The 18,377-nt window shown below is 72.8% G+C and carries 15 protein-coding genes and 1 pseudogene; 5 read left to right on the forward strand and 11 right to left on the reverse strand.

What is annotated here, in order from left to right; all coding sequences use genetic code 11:
- Positions 1 to 227 precede the first annotated feature (227 nt).
- Positions 228 to 788, reverse strand: a complete 561-nt coding sequence (gene nrdR, locus AC559T_RS25115; RefSeq protein ID WP_071061344.1) for a transcriptional regulator NrdR — start codon at positions 786 to 788, stop codon at positions 228 to 230.
- 390 nt (positions 789 to 1,178) lie between these two features.
- Positions 1,179 to 1,424, reverse strand: a complete 246-nt coding sequence (locus tag AC559T_RS25120; RefSeq protein WP_498870291.1) for a LysM peptidoglycan-binding domain-containing protein — start codon at positions 1,422 to 1,424, stop codon at positions 1,179 to 1,181.
- A 921-nt stretch (positions 1,425 to 2,345) separates the two neighbouring features.
- On the opposite strand from AC559T_RS25120, the gene lexA reads away from it, so the two are divergent.
- Entirely contained in the window at positions 2,346 to 3,098 is a 753-nt protein-coding gene (gene lexA / locus AC559T_RS25125; RefSeq protein ID WP_071061346.1) for a transcriptional repressor LexA, read from the forward strand.
- A gap of 115 nt (positions 3,099 to 3,213) precedes the next feature.
- On the opposite strand, the gene hflX is transcribed toward lexA, so the two are convergent.
- The 6 genes from hflX to miaB form a co-directional block, all read right to left on the reverse strand.
- A complete protein-coding gene (hflX, locus tag AC559T_RS25130; protein WP_112105053.1) occupies positions 3,214 to 4,716 on the reverse strand; it encodes a GTPase HflX in 1,503 nt (500 codons plus the stop codon).
- A gap of 285 nt (positions 4,717 to 5,001) precedes the next feature.
- Positions 5,002 to 5,895, reverse strand: coding sequence for a diaminopimelate epimerase (gene dapF, locus AC559T_RS25135; RefSeq protein WP_368952751.1), 894 nt, complete (start codon positions 5,893 to 5,895; stop codon positions 5,002 to 5,004).
- Positions 5,896 to 5,921: 26 nt separating this feature from the next.
- On the reverse strand, positions 5,922 to 6,977 hold the full coding sequence (locus AC559T_RS25140; RefSeq protein ID WP_498870292.1) for an EAL domain-containing protein: 1,056 nt from the start codon (positions 6,975 to 6,977) through the stop codon (positions 5,922 to 5,924).
- A gap of 101 nt (positions 6,978 to 7,078) precedes the next feature.
- Positions 7,079 to 8,035, reverse strand: a complete 957-nt coding sequence (gene miaA, locus AC559T_RS25145) for a tRNA (adenosine(37)-N6)-dimethylallyltransferase MiaA (protein ID WP_020458857.1) — start codon at positions 8,033 to 8,035, stop codon at positions 7,079 to 7,081.
- Entirely contained in the window at positions 8,032 to 8,817 is a 786-nt protein-coding gene (locus tag AC559T_RS25150; RefSeq protein ID WP_071061356.1) for a class III extradiol ring-cleavage dioxygenase family protein, read from the reverse strand. The genes miaA and AC559T_RS25150 overlap by 4 nt, the downstream gene beginning before the upstream one ends.
- Positions 8,814 to 10,301 (reverse strand): tRNA (N6-isopentenyl adenosine(37)-C2)-methylthiotransferase MiaB, encoded by a 1,488-nt coding sequence (miaB, locus tag AC559T_RS25155; protein ID WP_498870293.1) that lies wholly within the window; start codon positions 10,299 to 10,301, stop codon positions 8,814 to 8,816. The genes AC559T_RS25150 and miaB overlap by 4 nt, the downstream gene beginning before the upstream one ends.
- A 529-nt stretch (positions 10,302 to 10,830) precedes the next feature.
- Between miaB and AC559T_RS25160 the strand changes: the two genes are divergently transcribed.
- The 4 genes from AC559T_RS25160 to AC559T_RS25175 all read left to right on the forward strand — a co-directional run bounded on the left by AC559T_RS25160 (position 10,831) and on the right by AC559T_RS25175 (position 14,538).
- Positions 10,831 to 11,565 (forward strand): amino acid ABC transporter ATP-binding protein, encoded by a 735-nt coding sequence (locus tag AC559T_RS25160; RefSeq protein WP_071061385.1) that lies wholly within the window; start codon positions 10,831 to 10,833, stop codon positions 11,563 to 11,565.
- 263 nt (positions 11,566 to 11,828) lie between these two features.
- On the forward strand, positions 11,829 to 12,809 hold the full coding sequence (locus AC559T_RS25165; RefSeq protein ID WP_368952756.1) for a glutamate ABC transporter substrate-binding protein: 981 nt from the start codon (positions 11,829 to 11,831) through the stop codon (positions 12,807 to 12,809).
- A 152-nt stretch (positions 12,810 to 12,961) separates the two neighbouring features.
- Positions 12,962 to 13,669, forward strand: coding sequence for an amino acid ABC transporter permease (locus AC559T_RS25170; protein ID WP_020458852.1), 708 nt, complete (start codon positions 12,962 to 12,964; stop codon positions 13,667 to 13,669).
- Complete coding sequence (locus AC559T_RS25175; RefSeq protein ID WP_112105060.1) at positions 13,666 to 14,538, forward strand: amino acid ABC transporter permease; 873 nt, start codon at positions 13,666 to 13,668, stop codon at positions 14,536 to 14,538. The genes AC559T_RS25170 and AC559T_RS25175 overlap by 4 nt, the downstream gene beginning before the upstream one ends.
- Before the next feature lie 53 nt (positions 14,539 to 14,591).
- On the opposite strand, the gene rny is transcribed toward AC559T_RS25175, so the two are convergent.
- The 3 genes and pseudogenes from rny to AC559T_RS25190 all read right to left on the reverse strand — a co-directional run.
- Positions 14,592 to 17,177: a ribonuclease Y gene (rny, locus tag AC559T_RS25180; RefSeq protein ID WP_306769300.1), complete on the reverse strand. Its 2,586-nt coding sequence runs from the start codon at positions 17,175 to 17,177 to the stop codon at positions 14,592 to 14,594.
- A 378-nt stretch (positions 17,178 to 17,555) separates the two neighbouring features.
- The gene (gene recX / locus AC559T_RS25185; RefSeq protein ID WP_198145600.1) at positions 17,556 to 18,107 is read right to left on the reverse strand and encodes a recombination regulator RecX; all 552 of its coding nucleotides are present in this window, start codon (positions 18,105 to 18,107) and stop codon (positions 17,556 to 17,558) included.
- A gap of 104 nt (positions 18,108 to 18,211) precedes the next feature.
- A pseudogene (locus AC559T_RS25190) lies at positions 18,212 to 18,377 on the reverse strand (recombinase RecA); the annotation flags it as partial.

Below are 18,377 nucleotides of genomic sequence, written 5' to 3' on the forward strand. Positions count from 1 at the left end.
CTCCGGCTCCGCACCGACACGGCTCCAGGCTGGTTCCATTCCAGGTCGTTACACGGACCTGGACGCTCGCCGGACCGCGCCTCGACGCCTCCCCCGCTCCCGGCCCGCGATGCCGGAGCCGGCAGGCGGCAGGCGGCCCACCTGCCCGGGTTCGTGAGGCCGGCGCGGATCAGGCTGGGTCACTCATGGACGCCCGGATCCCGGTTCCGGGACCTCGGGCCGGTACGTCAGGGGCCGGCCGCCGCCCGTGGGCCCGTGGTCACCGGAACGACGACAGCCGAGGCCCCGGTGGCCGCCGGCATCGCGGTCGGCTTCCCGGCGACGGGCGACTCACCGCCGCCAGCCGACTCGGCACGCAGGGCCGCGATCGCCGCCTCGAAGTCGCCGAGCGACTCGAACGCCAGGTAGACGGAGGCGAAGCGGAGGTAGGCCACCTCGTCCAACTCCCGGAGGGGGCCGAGGATCGCTCGGCCGACATCCTCGGCGGCCACCTCCGCGGAGCCCGAGGAACGCACCGTCTCCTCGACCCGCTCCGCCAGCAGCGCCAGATCGTCCGACCGGACGGGGCGGCCCTGGCACGCCTTGCGCACTCCCACGATCACCTTCGCGCGGCTGAAGGGCTCGGTGGCCCCGCTGCGCTTACGGACCCGCAAGGAGGCCTCCTCCATGGTCGTGAACCGACGGCCACAGGCCGGACACGACCGCCGGCGCCGGATCGCGGCGCCTTCCTCGGCCTCCCTGCTGTCGACGACACGGCTGTCGGGATGCCGGCAGAAAGGGCACCGCATGGTCCGCTCCCCTCCACCCCGGGCAGGCTGACACTGCCGCCCGCGGGGTGCGTCCGACTGGGTTCCGTCACCTCGACCGGCGGCCCTGCGGACAGACGGTCAAGGCCCTGTGGATTACCTGTGTAACAACCTGTGGATGACTTGCGGTGCTGCAACTACAAGATGTTGTGTCCACCGTAGCGCACACCCCCGACAGATCCGACACCGGCCCCTCCGGCGCATGTGGTCCTCAGGTGTGTTCTCGCCAGCCCGCGCCGGGGCCACGACAGGCGGTGACACCAGCCGGACGTGCCCTCGGTGGGGCAGCCGCAACACCTGACGCACCGAAAGCCCCGGGCATGCCGGGCCGCCGAGCTATCGGGGCGTCGGGGCCGCAGCAGGAAAGCCGGGTCAGGGGAGCCGGAGCTCCTGACCGGGCATGAGCGTCACCGTGTCGAGGCCGTTCAGGGTCATGAGCCCGCGGACGGTGTCGCGGGCGTCGGCCTCGGGGGCGGCCTCGTGGGCGATCTCCCAGAGTGTCTCCCCGGACCGCACGACGTGCGTCCGGTAGCTCACCGGGACGCCGGTGAACGCCTGTGACGCCGTCACCAGCACCAACGAGAAGACAAGGCCGAGGAGCGTGCTCGCCAGCGCCACCACGACGATGCGGCCGCGCCTGGTCAGCCGCAGCGGCGGCCGCGCACCCGACCTCCCCCGCCCACCGGCCCGCGACCGGGACCCGGCCCGAGGTCGAGGTCGAGCCTCAGGCCGGGCGTGGGGCTGAGGCCGGGGACGCTGGGGCTGGGACTGCCCACTCGGCCCAGGACGCGGCCCGGGCGCCGCGGCGGCCGACCCGGCCGCGACCAGCCCGACGGCTGCCTCACGCCACCACATGCCGGGCATCTCGATGACGGACGCCCCGGATCGCCGCTCACCGCCCCGCCTGGACTCACCGGGCGGCACCGTGGCGGCCGGAGCAGCCCCCGAGAGACCACATCGGGCGCCACGAGAGCGAACCGGGCGCCCTACCGGCACGCGGCCCATGCCGCGCACCGCCACCCCCCGCACCCCGCGGCCACGGACGGCGACTCCGCCCACCGCGGCTCCACGCACGCCGCGTGCCCCCCGCGCACCCGTCGCGACCTGCGCACCCTGCCGCAGCGCGCAGCTGCGGGACACCGGGTGACCCCGCCGAACTGACGCATTCCCACCGGCCGCACCGCCACCGTCGGTCATGCCAACCTCCCAGGCGCGAACACTCGTTCGATCGAACGCCTGAGCGATTCTTACACGGCCGCCACGCACACTTCCCCCGACACGCTCGAACAGACGTTTGAGATTCGGCGACCGGCCGACTACCGTCAAGGACGATCAGTTGTGGACGATCGTGCGAGATGAACCGAGCACGAAGGACCCTGCCAAACCGATCAGCCGAACCGATCAAAAGTTACTAATCGGACAAAGCATTGGAACGACCGGGTGGGTGTTGGCGGAGCCGGGCCGTCGACCACCCGGTCCTTGGCAGCCGCCGGTGGCACCATCCGCCGCGCGGAAGCATCGACAGGAGAGCGGTAAGCGATGACCAGCCAGGAACGGGGTACCCGCCGAGGTGACACCCGTGGCAACGTCCGGGATTTTCCCGACAGCCCCGCGGACGCCTCGGGCCTGACGCAGCGGCAGAAGAAGGTGCTCGAGGTCATCCGGTCCGCGGTGGAGCGGCGTGGATACCCGCCGAGCGTCCGGGAGATCGGCGAGGCTGTCGGCCTGACCAGCACCAGCAGCGTGGCACACCAGCTCAAGGTGCTGCAGGAGAAGGGGTTCCTCCGGCGCGACCCGAACCGGCCGCGGGCGATGGAGGTGCTTCCGATCGGCGGCGCGAAGGCCGGCGGGCGTTCCCGCGCGGGTGCCGCGGCGGCGGCCGGCGCACCCGCCGAGACCACGGCGCTGGAGGCCGGCACGCCCACCTACGTCCCCCTGGTGGGGCGGATCGCCGCCGGTGGGCCGATCCTCGCCGAGCAGGCGATCGAGGACGTCTACCCGCTGCCGAAGGAGATCGTCGGCGAGGGAACTCTGTTCCTGCTCAAGGTGGTCGGCCAGTCGATGATCAATGCCGCCATCTGTGACGGCGACTTCGTCGTCGTCCGGCAGCAGCCGGTGGCGGACAACGGCGAGATCGTCGCGGCGATGATCGATGGGGAGGCCACGGTCAAGCGGTTCCGGCAGCGCGACGGCCGGGTGTGGCTGGCGCCGGAGAACCCGGCCTTCTCCGACATCCCGGCCGAGGACGCGACCATCCTCGGCCGCATCGTGGCGGTGATGCGCCGGGTCTGATCCCCGGCACGCGGCCGGCACCGGGCAGGCCAGGCACCGGTCAGACGTCAGGCGTCTGACCGGTGCGGTGTTCAGCTCGCGGTGTTCCGTCGGGGCTGGTGTTCAGGCAGGGCCGTCAGGCGCGGAACGGCTCCAGCTCGGCGGCCAGGCCCACGGGCACGCGCGCGGCGACCTCGGTGCCCTTGCCGGTGTGCTCAACTCGAAGCACCTCGCCGATCTGGTGGATGCGGGAGACGAGATCGCCCCGGGTGTAGGGCACCAGCAGGGACATCTCGACCTCCGGGTGCGGTATCCGCGCCGAGAGCGCCTCCACCAGCTCCTGCAGCCCCGCCCCGGACCGCGCCGAGACGAAGATGGCGTCCGGCACCGCCTGACGCAGGACGGCGAGCGTGGTCGGGTCGACCGCGTCCACCTTGTTGACCACGATGAGCTCGGGCACCCCGGCCGCGTCGATCTCGGCGAGCACCTCGCGCACGGCCGAGATCTGCCCCATCGGGTCCGGGGCCGAACCGTCGACGACGTGCAGGACGAGGTCGGCGTCCACCACCTCCTCGAGCGTCGAGCGGAACGCCTCGACGATCTGGTGCGGCAGGTGGCGCACGAAGCCGACCGTGTCGGCCAGGGTGAAGATCCGGCCGTCGGGCAGCGTGGCCCGGCGCACCGTCGGGTCGAGGGTCGCGAACAGCGCGTCCTCGACCAGTACGCCCGCCCCGGTCAGTCGGTTGAGCAGCGACGACTTGCCGGCGTTGGTGTAGCCGGCGATCGCGACGGCGGGAACGGCACCGCGGCGGCGTGACGACCTCTTGGTCGCCCGGACGGTGGCCATCCCGGTGAGCTCTCGGCGCAGCTTGGTGATGCGCGCGCGCAGCCGGCGACGGTCCGTCTCGATCTTCGTCTCACCGGGGCCACGGGTACCGATCGGCGCCCGGCCGCCGCTGGCGGCCTGCCGGGACATCGACTCACCCCAGCCGCGCAGCCTCGGCAGCATGTACTGCAGCTGGGCGAGCTCGACCTGCGCCTTGCCCTCGCGCGACGTCGCGTGCTGGGCGAAGATGTCGAGGATCAGCGCCGTCCGGTCGATCACCTTGACCTTGACGACCTCCTCGAGCTGGCGCAGCTGGCCGGGGGTCAGCTCGCCGTCGCAGATCACCGTGTCCGCGCCGGTCGCCAGTACGATCTCGGCGAGCTCCTTGGCCTTGCCGGAGCCCACGAAGGTCGCTGCGTCGGGCCTGTCCCGGCGCTGCACGAGCGCGTCGAGCACGACCGAGCCGGCGGTGGTGGCGAGCGCGGCCAGCTCCGCCATGGACGCCTCGGCCTCGACCTGCGAGCCCGACGTCCACACCCCGATCAGAACGACCTGTTCCAGCCGGAGCTGGCGGTACTCGACCTCGGTGACGTCCTCGAGCTCGGTGGTGAGGCCCGGGACACGGCGCAGCGCGCCACGGTCCTCCAGGTCGAGCCCGTCGCCCTCCTCGTCGAAGAACGAGAACCCGTCGGCCTCGGCCAGGGCGAGCGCGGTGCCGGCGCGACCGTCACGACCCTCGTGGCCGTCGTTTTCGCCCGAGTGCAGTTTCAGATGCCGGGTGGACGCCACAGCGGCGTCAGCGCGAAGACTCATACCATCCGTTCTCAACGCGGCACGGTGACCGCGTCATTCCAGTCCGCCCCGGCCGGGACGGCACTCTTTCGCCCCATCAGCCGGGTTCGCCCGGCCGATGAAACACCGTCATCCCCAGGGTGACACGGCGTACCCGCGATCGCGAACCCTTTACCGGACGGCGCCCGCCACCGGACGACATCGGCGGACCTGAGGCGGGCACCCGGCCCGACGCCCGGGCGCACCCACGCGCTACGGGTCCCCGAGGGAGATCGAGGGACTTCGCCCTGCCTGCCCCGGCCGCGCTCAGCCGGCCCCGACAACGCTCGGACGCCGCTCGCCCGCGGGAGCCGCCGGGCCGAAGCCACCCGCCGCGCGCAGCCAGTCGGGACGAAGGACACCGTCCGACACCAGCACGGCCGGGCCACTGAGCAGGACGGTCGACTCCCGCCAGCCGACGGTCAGCCGCCCGCCGGGGAGGTCGACCTCGACCTCTGCGGGCGGCCCATCGCCATTGCGGGCCGCCCAGGCCACAGCGACGGCACACGCGCCGGTGCCGCAGGACGCGGTCTCACCGACGCCCCGCTCGAAGACCCGCATGGCGACCCCGTCCGGAGCCGGGACGACGACCTCGACATTCACGCCCTCGGGGAAGGCGGCGGCCGGGTAGGCCGGCGCGCGCAGATCCAGGCGCGCCAGGCCGGCCGGGTCGAGGTCGTCGGCGAAGCAGACCGCGTGCGGGTTCCCCATCGAGACCGGCACGGCGGCGAACTCCCGCCCGGCGACCGTGACCGGCACCGGGCCGGCGGCCAGCTCGGGCGGTCCCATCTCGACGGTGACGTCGCCGCCCGCCGGCACCTCGACCGCCCGCAGGCCGGCCCGGGTGGCGATGACGAGACGGCCGGGCGCGGCGTAACCCGCGTCGACGAGATAGCGGGCGAACACCCGGATCCCGTTGCCGCACATCTCGGCGATCGACCCGTCGGCGTTGCGATAGTCCATGAACCAGCGGGCGGCCGCGCTGTCGCCGGCGGCGGGCTCGGCCGCGGTCAACACGACCCGCAGCACCCCGTCGGCGCCGATGCCGGTGCCCCGGTGGCACAGCGCCCGCACCAGCTCGGGGCTGAGATCGAGCTCGCCGTCGGCATCCGGCAGGATGACGAAGTCGTTACCCGTTCCGTGTCCCTTGACGAAGCGCACGCCGCGATCGTACGGCCGCGGCGGGCTCACCCCGCGGCAGCCGCCCGCGAACGGTCCCCTCGCCCCGAACCACCCGGATACGCGGTACCTCCTGACTGCGCGGTACCTCCCGAACGCGTCGGCTGGGCGGGACGTCCCTGCGGGTCGCCAGGACGCCCGTACTGGTCGCCGGGACGTCCAGGCCGAGGGCCAGTGCGGCCGGGGGTGGCGCCGGACCACCCGGGCTGGCTCGCCGGCCGGAAGCCGGGCTCGGCCCGGGTCTCAGCGGACGGCTTGTACCACCTGTCCGGCCGGCCGCGGCCGAGCGCGATCATGCGGGCGTCCTCCACCGGTACCGGCGGGCAGAAGAGCGGCCCGGACACCCGGTCGCAGTCCAGCCTGCCGACCCGGTCCGCCAGCACCGCGGTGTCGACGTCCTCTGCGACGACGACCATGCGCCGCCGATGCGCCACGCCCACCAGGGAGGCGAAGGCCGCCTCGCCCTCCATGTCGCGGATCGTCGCCCGCAGGAACTGCCCGTCGATCCGCACCAGGTCCAGCGGGAGCACGTCGAGGGTGGACAACGAGCCGTACCACGTGCCGAACGCGTCGACGCCCACCGCGACGCCGAGGTCCCGCAGCCGCGCCAGCAGGCGGGGCAGCGCGGGAGGCGCGAACGCCAGCGTGTCCTCGGTGAACTGCAGGCCGACGGCGCCCGCCGGCAGCGACCGCCCCAGCACCAGCCGCTCCACCTCGGCGAGGAACTCCGGGCGGGCGAGATGACGGCCGTCGATGCGCACCCACAGCCGCGGCGGGCGGACGGAGGTCCCCGCGGCCATCCGGTGCCAGGTCCGCGCCTCCGTGACCGCCATCCGCAGCACCCACTGGTGTACCTGGCCGACCAGTCCGGCGGCCTCGGCGACGCGCATGAAGGCCGCCGGGCCGAGCAGCCCGAACTCGGCGTGCGCCCAGCGGGGCCGCGCCTGCATCCCCGGGACGGAGCCGTTACGAAGGTCGACGTCCGGCTGGTAGTGCAGGCGTAGCGAACCGTCGTCGAACGAGGCGTACAGCGCGGGAACCAGGGCAAGGTCGAGCGCGGTCACGTCGAACTCTCCAGACGCCGGGATGGGCCGGGACCCGGGCCGACGGGTCAGGCGAAGGTCCCGCGGCGCTGGGCCGGCCACACGTCAGAGCGAACCCGATATCAGAGCGAACCCACCAGACGTCGTACCTCGGCGAGCGCCGCGGCGACATCCGGAAATTCCAGCCAGGATATCCGCGGATCACGCCGGAACCAGGATCTTTGCCTACGAGCGAAGCGCCTGGTGGCCGTTGTTGTGGCCTGTTTGGCCGCGTCCATGGAGTCCATTGCTCCGTCGAGGACGGCCAGGACCTGCGCGTATCCGAGGGCACGCGAGGCGGTCCGCCCGTCGCGCAGCCCCGCCTCCGCGAGCGCCGCGACCTCGTCGACGAAGCCCGCGCGCCACATCAGCTCCACCCGGTCGGCGATCCGCGTGTCCAGGTCCGGGCGGTCCACGCCGACCTGAACGACGTCATAAATCGATCGATATTCGGGCAAAGTTGCCTCGAATGTGCCGGTGAGCTCGACGACCTCGAGCGCCCGCACGATCCGCCGCCCGTTGCCGGGCAGGATCGCCGCGGCGGCGGTCGGCGCCAGCCCCGTCAGCCGCTCGTGCAGCGGCCCCGGCCCGACCTCGGCGAGCTCGCGCTCGAGCCGGGCGCGGACGGCCGGGTCGGTGCCGGGAAATGACAAATCGTCCAGAACCGCCCGCACGTACAGGCCAGATCCGCCGACCAGGATCGGCACCCGGCCGGCGGCGAGCAGGCCGTTGACGACCCGCCGGGCGTCGGCCTGGTAGCTGGCGACGTCCGCGGCGCGGGTGATCTCCCAGACGTCCAGCAGATGGTGGGGCACGCCGCGGCGCTCGACCATCGGGATCTTCGCCGTGCCGATGTCCATGCCCCGGTAGAGCTGCATCGAGTCGGCGTTGACGATCTCCCCACCGAGCTCGAGGGCGATCTCGACCGCCAGGTCGCTCTTACCGGCGCCGGTCGGGCCGACGACCGCGATGACCGGCCCGGCCTGATCGGCTCGGGTGGCACCGTTGGTCAGGCCGGCGCCGTCACGGGACGCGGTCACCGGCCGCTCTGCGCGGTGGCCCGCTTCTCCTGCCGGTCTCCCCGGGTGCCGTCCGCGCGCTCCCATCCGACGACCAGGTAGCCGACCCCGAACGGGGCGTCGTCGTAGCGGACCAGGCTCGTCCAGGAGCGGGCCGGGTCGCCCGGCGTCGCGCGGCGCAGCGCGCCGGCGAGGACCTGCCAGGACGCCCGGCCCGGCGCGAGCAGGTCGGCCGCGAGCGCGGGATCGAGGGCGAGCAGCGCCGTGACGTCCAGCGTGGCGAGCGCGGCGGAGACCGAGGCGTCGTGCGCGGCGGCCCGCGGGTCCAGGCTGCCGGGGGCCTTCACCGTCCGCCGGGCACTCCCGTCGCCCATGATCAGCAGGGCGAGCCGGGACCCGTCCGCCTCCGCGGTGGCCACGAGGTCGGCGCCGATCGCGGCGGCCGCCGCCGGCCCGGTCGCCGCCGGCACCCCGCGGGCCGAGCACCGCCCGGCCCAGCCCGCCTCACGCAGCAGCCAGGCTCCGATGGTGAGCGACAGCGGGAGCACGGCCGGACCCGTGCCCGACGCGCCGAGCGAGAAGCTCAGGTCGACCCCGAACCCGGCCAGCGAGCCGACGGCCGACCCGGCGTAGTGGGCGTCCGCGGCATCGTCGCCGACGACCACGATGTGGTCCGGGGCGAGGGCGCACAGCCGGGCGACGGCCGCGCTGGCATGGTCGCGGACCTCGACCGGGTCCACCCCGGCGACCTGCGGGACCAGCAGCGGCGGATGCGGGCAGACAGCCGCGGCGACCAGGGTCACCGCGCGGCGGGGGCGCTCGGGCGCAGCTGCGGCATCCCCAGAGAGACCGCGGGGCGGTCCTCCGGGCTCGGGGTGTCGCCGGCGATGGCGCGGCCGGCGGCCCAGGCATCACCGGCGCGGGTCCGGCGGTGGGTGAGCAGCGGGCCGTCCGCCGTCAGGTGGTGCGGCGCGCCCCTGGTCACCACGGTCTCCACGACGTCGCCCGGCCGGACGAGCCCCTCCTGCGCATGCGGCCCGGTCACCAGCAGGTGGACGAGGCGGCCGTCGCGGGCGCGTCCGGAGAGGCGGCCGGTGGCGGAGTCCTTGCGCCCCTCCCCCTCTGCCACGACGATCTCGACCCGGCGCCCGACCTGCACCCGGTTCTCCGCCCACGACATCTCGTCCTGCAGGCTCGCGAGCCGCCCGTAGCGCTCGGAGACCACCGCGGGATCGACGGCGCCGTCCATCTCGGCCGCGGGCGTGCCGGGACGCGGGGAGTACTTGAAGGTGAACGCCCCGGCGAAACGCGCGGTACGGACGACGTCCAGGGTGTCGGCGAAGTCGGCCTCGGTCTCACCCGGGAATCCGACGATGATGTCGGTGGTGATCGCGGCGTCCGGCATGGCCGCGCGGACCCGCTCGACGATGCCGAGGAAACGCTCCCGGCGGTAGCTGCGCCGCATCCGGCGCAGCACCACGTCCGACCCCGACTGCAGCGGCATGTGCAGCTGTGGGCACACGTTCGGCGTCTGCGCCATCGCCTCGATGACGTCGTCGGTGAAATCGCGCGGATGCGGTGAGGTGAAACGGACCCGCTCCAGCCCCTCGACCCGGCCGCACGCGCGCAGCAGCTTCGCGAACGCGCCCGGGTCGCCCAGTGAGCGCCCGTAGGAGTTCACGTTCTGGCCGAGCAGCGTTATCTCCAGCGCGCCCTCGGCGACCAGCGCCTCCACCTCGGCGAGCACGTCGCCGGGACGCCGGTCGCGCTCACCGCCGCGCAGGCTCGGCACGATGCAGAAGGTGCAGGTGTTGTCGCAGCCCACACTGATGCTGACCCACGCAGAGTGATGGCTGGCCCGGCGGGCCGGCAGGCTGCTCGGGAAGACCTCGAGCGCCTCGGCGATCTCCACCTGGGCGGCGGAGTTGTGCCGGGCCCGCTCGAGCAGCACCGGCAGCCGATGGATGTTGTGGGTGCCGAACACGACGTCGACCCAGGGCGCGCGATCCAGGATCACCGACCGGTCCTTCTGCGCGAGGCAGCCACCCACCGCGATCTGCATCGCCGGGTTGCTCTTCTTCGCCGGGTACAGATGACCGAGGTTTCCGTACAACCGGTTGTCGGCGTTCTCACGGACAGCGCAGGTGTTGAACACGACGACGTCGGCGTCGGACCCCTCCAGGGCCGGAACGTAGCCGGCGGACTCGAGAAGGCCGGCGAGCCGTTCGGAGTCGTGCACGTTCATCTGACAGCCGAACGTCCGGACCTGGTAGCTACGGCCGCTCACCCACCCAGCCTACGGCCCGCACCCGGACACCGTTCGACACGCCGGGATCGACTCCTTCGAACCTCGTCCTTCGCGTCAAGCGCAGGGACCGGCGCGGCACGTGCGCTCGCGGCAGGCTCGGCAGGCAGGGCCCGGGGGCACGAGTCGAGCCGGCGGGCCGACCAGGCCAGGCGGGCCGACCAGGCCAGGCGGGCCGACCGGGCCGACGCACGGCTGGACCGATGAGGCCGACCAGCACCTGCCGCGCCCACACACGCCCGTGTGCTTCACCCCGGAACGTGCCGGACGTGTCGGGACCGCCACCGGGTGCGCCGCGTCCGTGGTACATCCTGTTCCTGACAGGTAAAACCACCGAGCGAACACCGCCATTGCGGATGATCGGGGCGTAGCATTCGAAAATGTTCACGACCATGATGCGATGGCCGGAACCCGTTCAGGCCCGTCCGTCCCGCAGTTCCGGTCGATCGCGTGTCTCCGTTGGCGCCGCGCCCATCCGCCTCCCGTCGATCACAAGAGCCGGGAGGGCGACATGCCGCTGGTGACCTTGGAAGGCGTCAGCAAGTCCTTCGGGAAGAACCGTGTCCTGAATGACATCAACCTGACGGTCGAGGCCGGCGAGGTCGTGTGCGTCATCGGCCCCTCCGGTTCGGGAAAGTCGACGCTGTGCCGGTGCGTCAACCGCCTGGAGACCATCGACGAGGGCCGCATCACCTTCGACGGCCGGCCGCTGCCCGCCGAGGGCCGGGAGCTGGCCCGCATGCGCGCCCAGGTCGGCATGGTGTTCCAGTCGTTCAACCTGTTCGCGCACCGCACGATCCTGGACAACATCACGCTCGGCCCGCGCAGGGTGAACGGCGTCAGGCGCGCCGAGGCCGAGGAGAAAGCCCGGGCGCTGCTGGAACGTGTCGGCATCGCGGACAAGGCCGACCGGCTCCCGCGCCAGCTCTCCGGCGGCCAGCAGCAGCGGGCGGCCATCGCCCGGGCGCTGGCGATGGAGCCGAAGCTGATGCTCTTCGACGAGCCGACGTCGGCGCTCGACCCGGAGATGATCCAGGAGGTCCTGGACGTCATGCGGTCGCTGGCCGCGTCCGGCATGACGATGATCGTGGTGACGCACGAGATGGGCTTCGCCCGCTCGGCGGCCGACCGCGTGGTGTTCATGGCCGACGGCCGGCTGCTCGAGGTGGCCCCGCCGAAGAACTTTTTCGCCGCCCCGGCAAGTGAACGCGCCGCCGACTTCCTGGCGAAGGTCCTCACTCATTGATCCAGCGGAAACGAGCCCGCCGCCGAGACCTGTCGTGCCCCGGAGCCGACCCAGCCGGTTCGCGATCGGATTACGCCGGGCCGACCAGCTGCACCGGGCGCCGACCGGCTACACCGGGATGATCGGTGGCCCTGTCGCGGAGCCGACCCTCATCGACCGCATCCACTGGAATTGTGGGACCGAACACCCCTACGGCGGTGCGGTCAGCAGCCGCAGAAAGCGCTATCTGAATCCCGACGTCGAACTTCTGGAAAGGATCGCCCATGCGCATGTCGCTCACCCGTAGCAAACGGCGAACGGCCCCCACGGACGCCATCGACGCAACCGACTCCACCACCCGCGCGGCCTCGGGCTCCCGCCCGCGGCGGCCGCTGCGCGGCGCGGCCCTGCTGCTCGCCGCGGCACTGGCCGGCTCGCTCGCGCTGTCCGCCTGCGGCGACGACGACAGCTCCGACGAGCCGGCCGCCGCCACCGCCACCACGTTCCCGGCGGGGAGCACGATGGCCAAGCTCCAGTCGGCGGGCACGATCACCGTCGGCACGAAGTTCGACCAGCCGCTGTTCGGCCTGAAGAACCTGCGCGGCGAGCCCGAGGGCTTCGACGTCGAGATCGCCGGGATCATCACCGACGCGCTGGGGATCCCCGCGGACAAGGTCAAGTTCGTCGAGACGGTCTCGGCCAACCGCGAGCCGTTCATCGAGCAGCACCGCGTGGACCTGGTGGTGGCCACCTACACCATCAACGACAAGCGCAAGCAGGTCGTCGACTTCGCCGGCCCGTACTACGTGGCCGGTCAGACACTGATGGTGCGGGCCGGCGAGACCGCCATCACCGGGAAGGACACGCTCGCGGGCAAGAAGGTCTGCTCGGTGAGCGGCTCCACCCCGGCCGAGCGCATCCGCACACAGGCACCGGACGCCGAGCTGACCCTGTTCGACGTCTACAGCAAGTGCGCCGAGGCGCTCAAGGCCGGCCAGGTGGACGCGGTCACGACCGACAACGCGATTCTGCTCGGCCTGATGGACTCCGACCCGGGCGCCTTCAAGCTGGTCGGCGAGCCGTTCAGCACGGAGCCCTACGGCATCGGCATCGCCAAGGGCGATGACGAGTTCCGCACGTTCATCAACGACACGCTGGAAGCGGCCTACACCGACGGTCGGTACGAGACGGCCTACAAGGACACGATCGGCAAGGTCGAGCCGGACATGCCCACGCCTCCCGCGGTGGACCGCTACACCTCCTGATCCTCCGCACCTCCCGCACCTCCGTACTTCCGTACTTCCTGACCCTCGGCGCCCGGCGCGCCCCGGGCCCGCACCGGGCCCCGGGGCCGCCGGGCGCTGACGCCGGGTGTCCCGGCCGCCCACCGCGACCGCGGGGTACCGCGACCGCACGGATGGCCGGGCGCCCGGAGCAACGTTCCGAACACCGAGCTGACTACGGGTGGTCTCACATCGACGCCGTCCTCGACAACCTCGACATCTTCCGCGAGGGATTCGTCCAGACGCTTCGGCTGAGCCTGTTCGCGGCCGTGTCCGCGCTGATCCTCGGCACCGGCCTCGCGGCCATGCGGGTCAGCCCGGTTCCGCCGCTGCGCTGGGCGGGGACGGCCTACGTGGAAACCGTTCGTAACACGCCGCTGACCATCGTGTTCTTCTTCGTGGTCTTCGTACTCCCGCAGGTCGACATCGTCTTCAGCTACTTCACGTTCGCCGTCATGGCGTTGACGATCTACCACACCGCGCTCGTCTGCGAGGCCGTGCGATCCGGGGTGAACGGCGTCGACGCGGGCCAGGCGGAGGCCGCGCGGGCGCTGGGCCTGACCTTCTCGCAGACGCTGCGGCTCGTCGTGTTGCCGCAGGCGTTCCGCAACGTGGTCCAGCCGCTTGGCAGCGTCGGCAGCGCGCTGATCCGCAACACCTCCATCGCCGCCGCGTTCGGCGTCCAGGAGCTGACCGGGATCAGTCAGCGGCTGACCACCGCGAACCCCGGCGACGTCATCGCCGTCCTGCTCGCCGGCATCGTCTGCTACCTGGTGCTGACGCTGTCCCTGGCCTGGGCGGTCGGCCTCACCGAACGACGGCTGACGAGGACCCCGCGATGAGCATCGTGCTGTCGGATCCCCCCGGCCCGCGTGGCCGGCGTCGCATCCTGATCGCGAGCGTGGTCGCGGTGGCCGCGCTGGCGGCGCTCGTCGTCCTCGCCGTGTTGCGCCTGTCGGACAAGGGCCAGCTCGACGGCGAGGTGTGGAGCGTCTTCTTCGACGAACCCGACCTGCGGACGCTGCTGTGGGAGGGCCTGCTCGACACGCTGCGCGCCGCCGCGACCGGCATGGTGCTCGCCGTCGCCGTCGGAACGGCGCTCGCGTTCGCGCGCCAGTCGAACCGCAGGCTGGTCAGCATCCCGGCCACGGCGGTCGTGGAGATGCTGCGCGGCCTGCCGCTGCTGATGCTGATCTTCTTCGCCTACCTTGGCCTGCCGCAGCTCGGCATCAACCTCTCGGCGTTCTGGGCGCTCGTGATCGGCCTGACCGCCTACAACGGGGCGGTGCTCAGCGAGATCTTCCGCGCGGGCATCCAGTCCATCGACAAGGGCCAGACGGAGGCCGCGGCGGCGCTCGGGCTGCGCGGCACCCAGATCTTCACCCTGATCCAGTTCCCGCAGGCCGTGCGCCGGATGAGCCCGACACTGGTCAGCCAGCTCGTCACGCTGCTGAAGGACACCTCGCTGGGCTTCGTCATCGGGTACACCGAGCTGCTGCGGCAGGGCCGGTCGGCAGTCGAGTTCCTGGGCGGCCGCTACGCCCTGCCCGTGTACACCGTGCTGGCCGTCATGTACATCATCGTGAACCTCTCGCTGTCGCTGACCGCGCGTTGGCTCGAGCGGCGCCAGGCCCACCGCCTCGGCACCTCCGCGCCCATCCTGCTGGACGCCGCCGACACCGCCGGCCCCGTCGCGGCCGGCAGAAGCTGACTGACCCGGGACGGCCGTCCGTCAGCCGGGGCTGGCTGCCTGGCTGATGGCGGCTAGCGGGCCATGCCGACGGCGCGGGTCTCGCGGACCACGGTGACCCGGATCTGGCCCGGGTAGGTGAGCTCGTCCTCGATCTGCTTGGCGACGTCCCGGGCGAGCAGGTGAGCGGCCACGTCGTCGACCAGCTCGGGCACGACCATCACCCGCACCTCGCGGCCGGCCTGCATGGCGAAGACCTTCTCGACCCCGGGGCGTTCGGCGGCGATCTGCTCGATGCGCTCGAGGCGCTTGACGTAGGACTCGAGGCTGTCCCGGCGCGCCCCGGGGCGCCCGCCGGAGATCTGGTCCGCGGCCTGGGTCAGCACGGCCCCGATGGAGCGCGGCTCGACCTCGTTGTGATGCGCCTCGATGGCGTGGACGACGTCCTCGTGCTCGCCGTAGCGGCGGGCGATCTCCGCACCCACGATCGCGTGGGAGCCCTCCACCTCGTGCGTCAACGCCTTGCCGAGGTCGTGCAGGAGCGTGCCGCGCTTCGCGATCGCCGGGGGCAGCCGCAGCTCGGCCGCCATGATCCCGGCCAGGTGGGCGCTCTCGACGAGGTGCGCGAGCACGTTCTGCCCGTAGCTGGTGCGGTAGCGCAGCCGGCCCAGCAGGTTGATCAGCTCGGGATGCATCTCGGCGATGCCGACGTCGATCAGGGCGTCCTCACCGGCGCGGACGCACTTCGCCGCGACCTCGCGTTCGGCCCGGGCGTACTCCTCCTCGATCCGGTGCGGGTGGATGCGGCCGTCGGACACCAGCGCCGCCAACGTGATCCGCCCCATCTCCCGGCGCACGGGATCGAAGCAGCTCAGCAGCACCGCCTCCGGGGTGTCATCGATGAGCACGTTGACGCCGGTCACGGACTCGAACGCGCGGATGTTGCGACCCTCGCGCCCGATGATGCGGCCCTTCATCTCGTCACTGGGCAGGTGCAGCACCGACACCACGGACTCGGCGGTCTGGTCCGAGGCGACCCGCTGGATGGCCAGGGTGACGATCCGGCGCGCCCGGTCCTCGGCCTCTTCCTCGGCTCGGGCCTCGATGTCCCGCACCCGGACGGCGGCGTCCAGCCTGGCCTGGTCCTCGACCACCTTGACCAACTCGGTGCGGGCCTCCGCGGACGTCAGGCCCGCCACCCGCTCCAGCTCCCGCCGCCGGGCCTCCTCCAGCTCGCCGAGATCGGACTCACGGCTGTCCAGCCCGGCCTCGCGGACGGCCAGCTCGGCCTCGCGGGTCTCCAGCCGGCGCAGCCGCTCCTCCACGCCGGCAGCCTGGTCTGTGACCCGCTGCTCGCGCTGGGTGAGCCGGCTGTCCCAGCCGCGCAGCTCGGTCCGCTGGGTGCGCAGATCCTCGTCGAGCTCGGCGCGGATCTGCTCGCGCTCCGCGTGGATCGCGTCGCGGGCGGCCGCCTCCGCCCTCGACGCCCGCAGCTCCGCGTCCGCGACCGCCCGTTCCCGGATCGCCTCGGCGGCCTCCTCGGCGTGCCGGCGGATCTGCTCGGCCTCCCGCCGTACCCGCTCCGTCTGCTCCGCGGCGTCCTGCTCGGCCCGGCGCCGGATCCGCTCGGCCTCCTCCTCAACATCACGCGCCTCCCGGCGAAGGTCCGCGACCATGGACGAGATCTGCGCGAGCTCGACCCTGGCGGCCCCGACCGCGGCGGCGCCGACCGACCCGGGATCAGCACCGGCGCTCGCAGGCTCCCGCCTCGCGCCGTCGCCCCCGGCACCCACAGACCCGGCTCCGCCGATCCCGGCAGCGGAAGCGCTTGTCTCGGGCTCGGGCATGTCGGCCGCAGTGGCCGCGTGGCCGTCGGTGCCCGAGGCCGTGCCCTCCGGAGCCGGCGAGGCCGAGCCCAGGTCAGCGGATCGGCCGGACGCCGTCGGCGCGGACGGCAGGGTCGGTACCTTCGGCGCGGTCGCGGTGCCGGCCGGCGTTGGGTCCGCACCGGCCTGTTCGCCGGACCCGGCCTGGCCCGAACCCGCGGATGCGGCCTTCCCCGACTCGGGAGTTCCGGGACCGCCGTGCTCAGCGCCAGTCTGTTCGGAACTGGCCTGTTTCGAACCGAGCTGTGCTGAGCCGGGCTGCTCCGGGCCGCCCTGCTCTGGACCAGCCGGTTCGGAACTGGTCGCCTCGGACTCGGCTCCTCTGGCGCCAGCCAGCCCAGCTCCACCCGAACCGGAACCGGCCGGCTCAGAACCGCCCAGCTCGGGACCGGTCACGGTGGAGCTCTCCGGCCCGGACACGCCCGGCCCGGCCGTGCCCGAGGCCGGGCTGATCGATCCGGGACCCACGGAACCCGTCGTGGCCGGAGCCTCGACGGCCGGATCCGGAACGCCCTCCGACGCGGGCACGGCGGGATCCGTGTCTCTGCGCGAGACCGGGGAATCCGGCGGGCTCGGCGAGGCCGGCCTCGTGTCTCCCCCGGGGCGGCCGACCGGCGACGCGTCGCCGTCATGGGGAGACCGAACCTCGGTGACGGTGTCGGCACGCGCTCTCACGCCCAGCCCACCGGCCCGTACCAGGCGCAGCAGAACCAGTGTCAGCCCGATGACCGCGAGGAGAAGCAGCACGAGAAGCGTGATGAGGGCGGCACCCACGGTTGCTCCTCCCGCCTCCGTCTGCACCTGTCAGGACAGGCGTGAGCGGCGCGGGACCGGACCAGGCACTGGACGAGCACATGCATCGACGGATCCCTGAAAAACAGGCCGCGAGCAGCACGCACGGGCAGAAAGCCGTGGCAGTGGTGGCACGCGACGCCCGAGTTCCGCAGGAACGCTCGCCCTGATGTGAAGTTGTGCCAGCTATCTGGACCGCATACGCGCGGTAGTCCTCGCACCTTTGTGAAAGGGTAGATCTGCCGCTTTCATGCGGTCAAGGAAAACATCGGCGAGCCCCGGGCCCCGAGCCCCGCCGACCAGAGCCGCCGCCCTTTCGGCGACGCCCCTGCCCTGGGCCCGGATCCGGCGCGTCTGGTGCTAGTCCAGGCTGTGTGCGTCGCCGTCCTCGTCCGGCACCGCGGCCGTGACCACCCGGCGCGCGAGATCAAGATCGTAACCCTTTCGCGTGAGCAACGCGACGAGGCGACGGATCCGCACCGGAGCGGGCAGGCCGTCCATCGCGCGCAGGCGGCGGGTGACCAGGGCGCGAGCGGTCTCCTCCTCGTCCTCGGCGCCCACTGCCGCCAGGGCGGTCTCCGAGGCCTCAGGCGCCACGCCCCGGCGCCGCAGCTCGGTCGCCAGTGCCCGGCGGCCCAGGCCCCGACCCGCCCGAGCCGAGGAGACGAACGCGGTCGCGAACGCCTCGTCGTCGATCAGGCCGACCTCCACCAGACGGTCGAGGACCTGCTCCGCCACATCGTCCGCGACGCCGCGCCGCCGCAGCACGGTGGCGAGCTCGGCCCGGCTGCGCGACCGCGCCGCGAGCTGGCGCAGGCAGATCTCCCGCGCGGCGGCGACGGCATCACCCTCGGCGCCCGCGGCGCCCGCGGATCGGGCCGCCCGCGCCTGCCGGGCCGCCGATGTGTCCATGCCGCCCGGCCCGTCGGACTCCTCACCGGCCGCGGGCCAGCCCGTCGTGGTCCCCCATGGCTCAGCCGCCGGGAACGGCTCCTGCCGGGACGCCGCTCGCCCGGTCAGAGGTCCACCGGAACCGGGGCGGGAGCGTCAGCGTCAGCGTCCAGCGTCGGGGAGAGGCCGAGCTTCTCCTTGATCCGCTTTTCGATCTCGTTGGCCAGATCCGGGTTGTCGCGGAGGAATGACCGTGCGTTTTCCTTGCCCTGGCCGAGCTGGTCACCGTCA

This window comes from Frankia sp. Hr75.2, from assembly GCF_949319125.1.
Lineage (GTDB): Bacteria > Actinomycetota > Actinomycetes > Frankiales > Frankiaceae > Parafrankia > Parafrankia soli.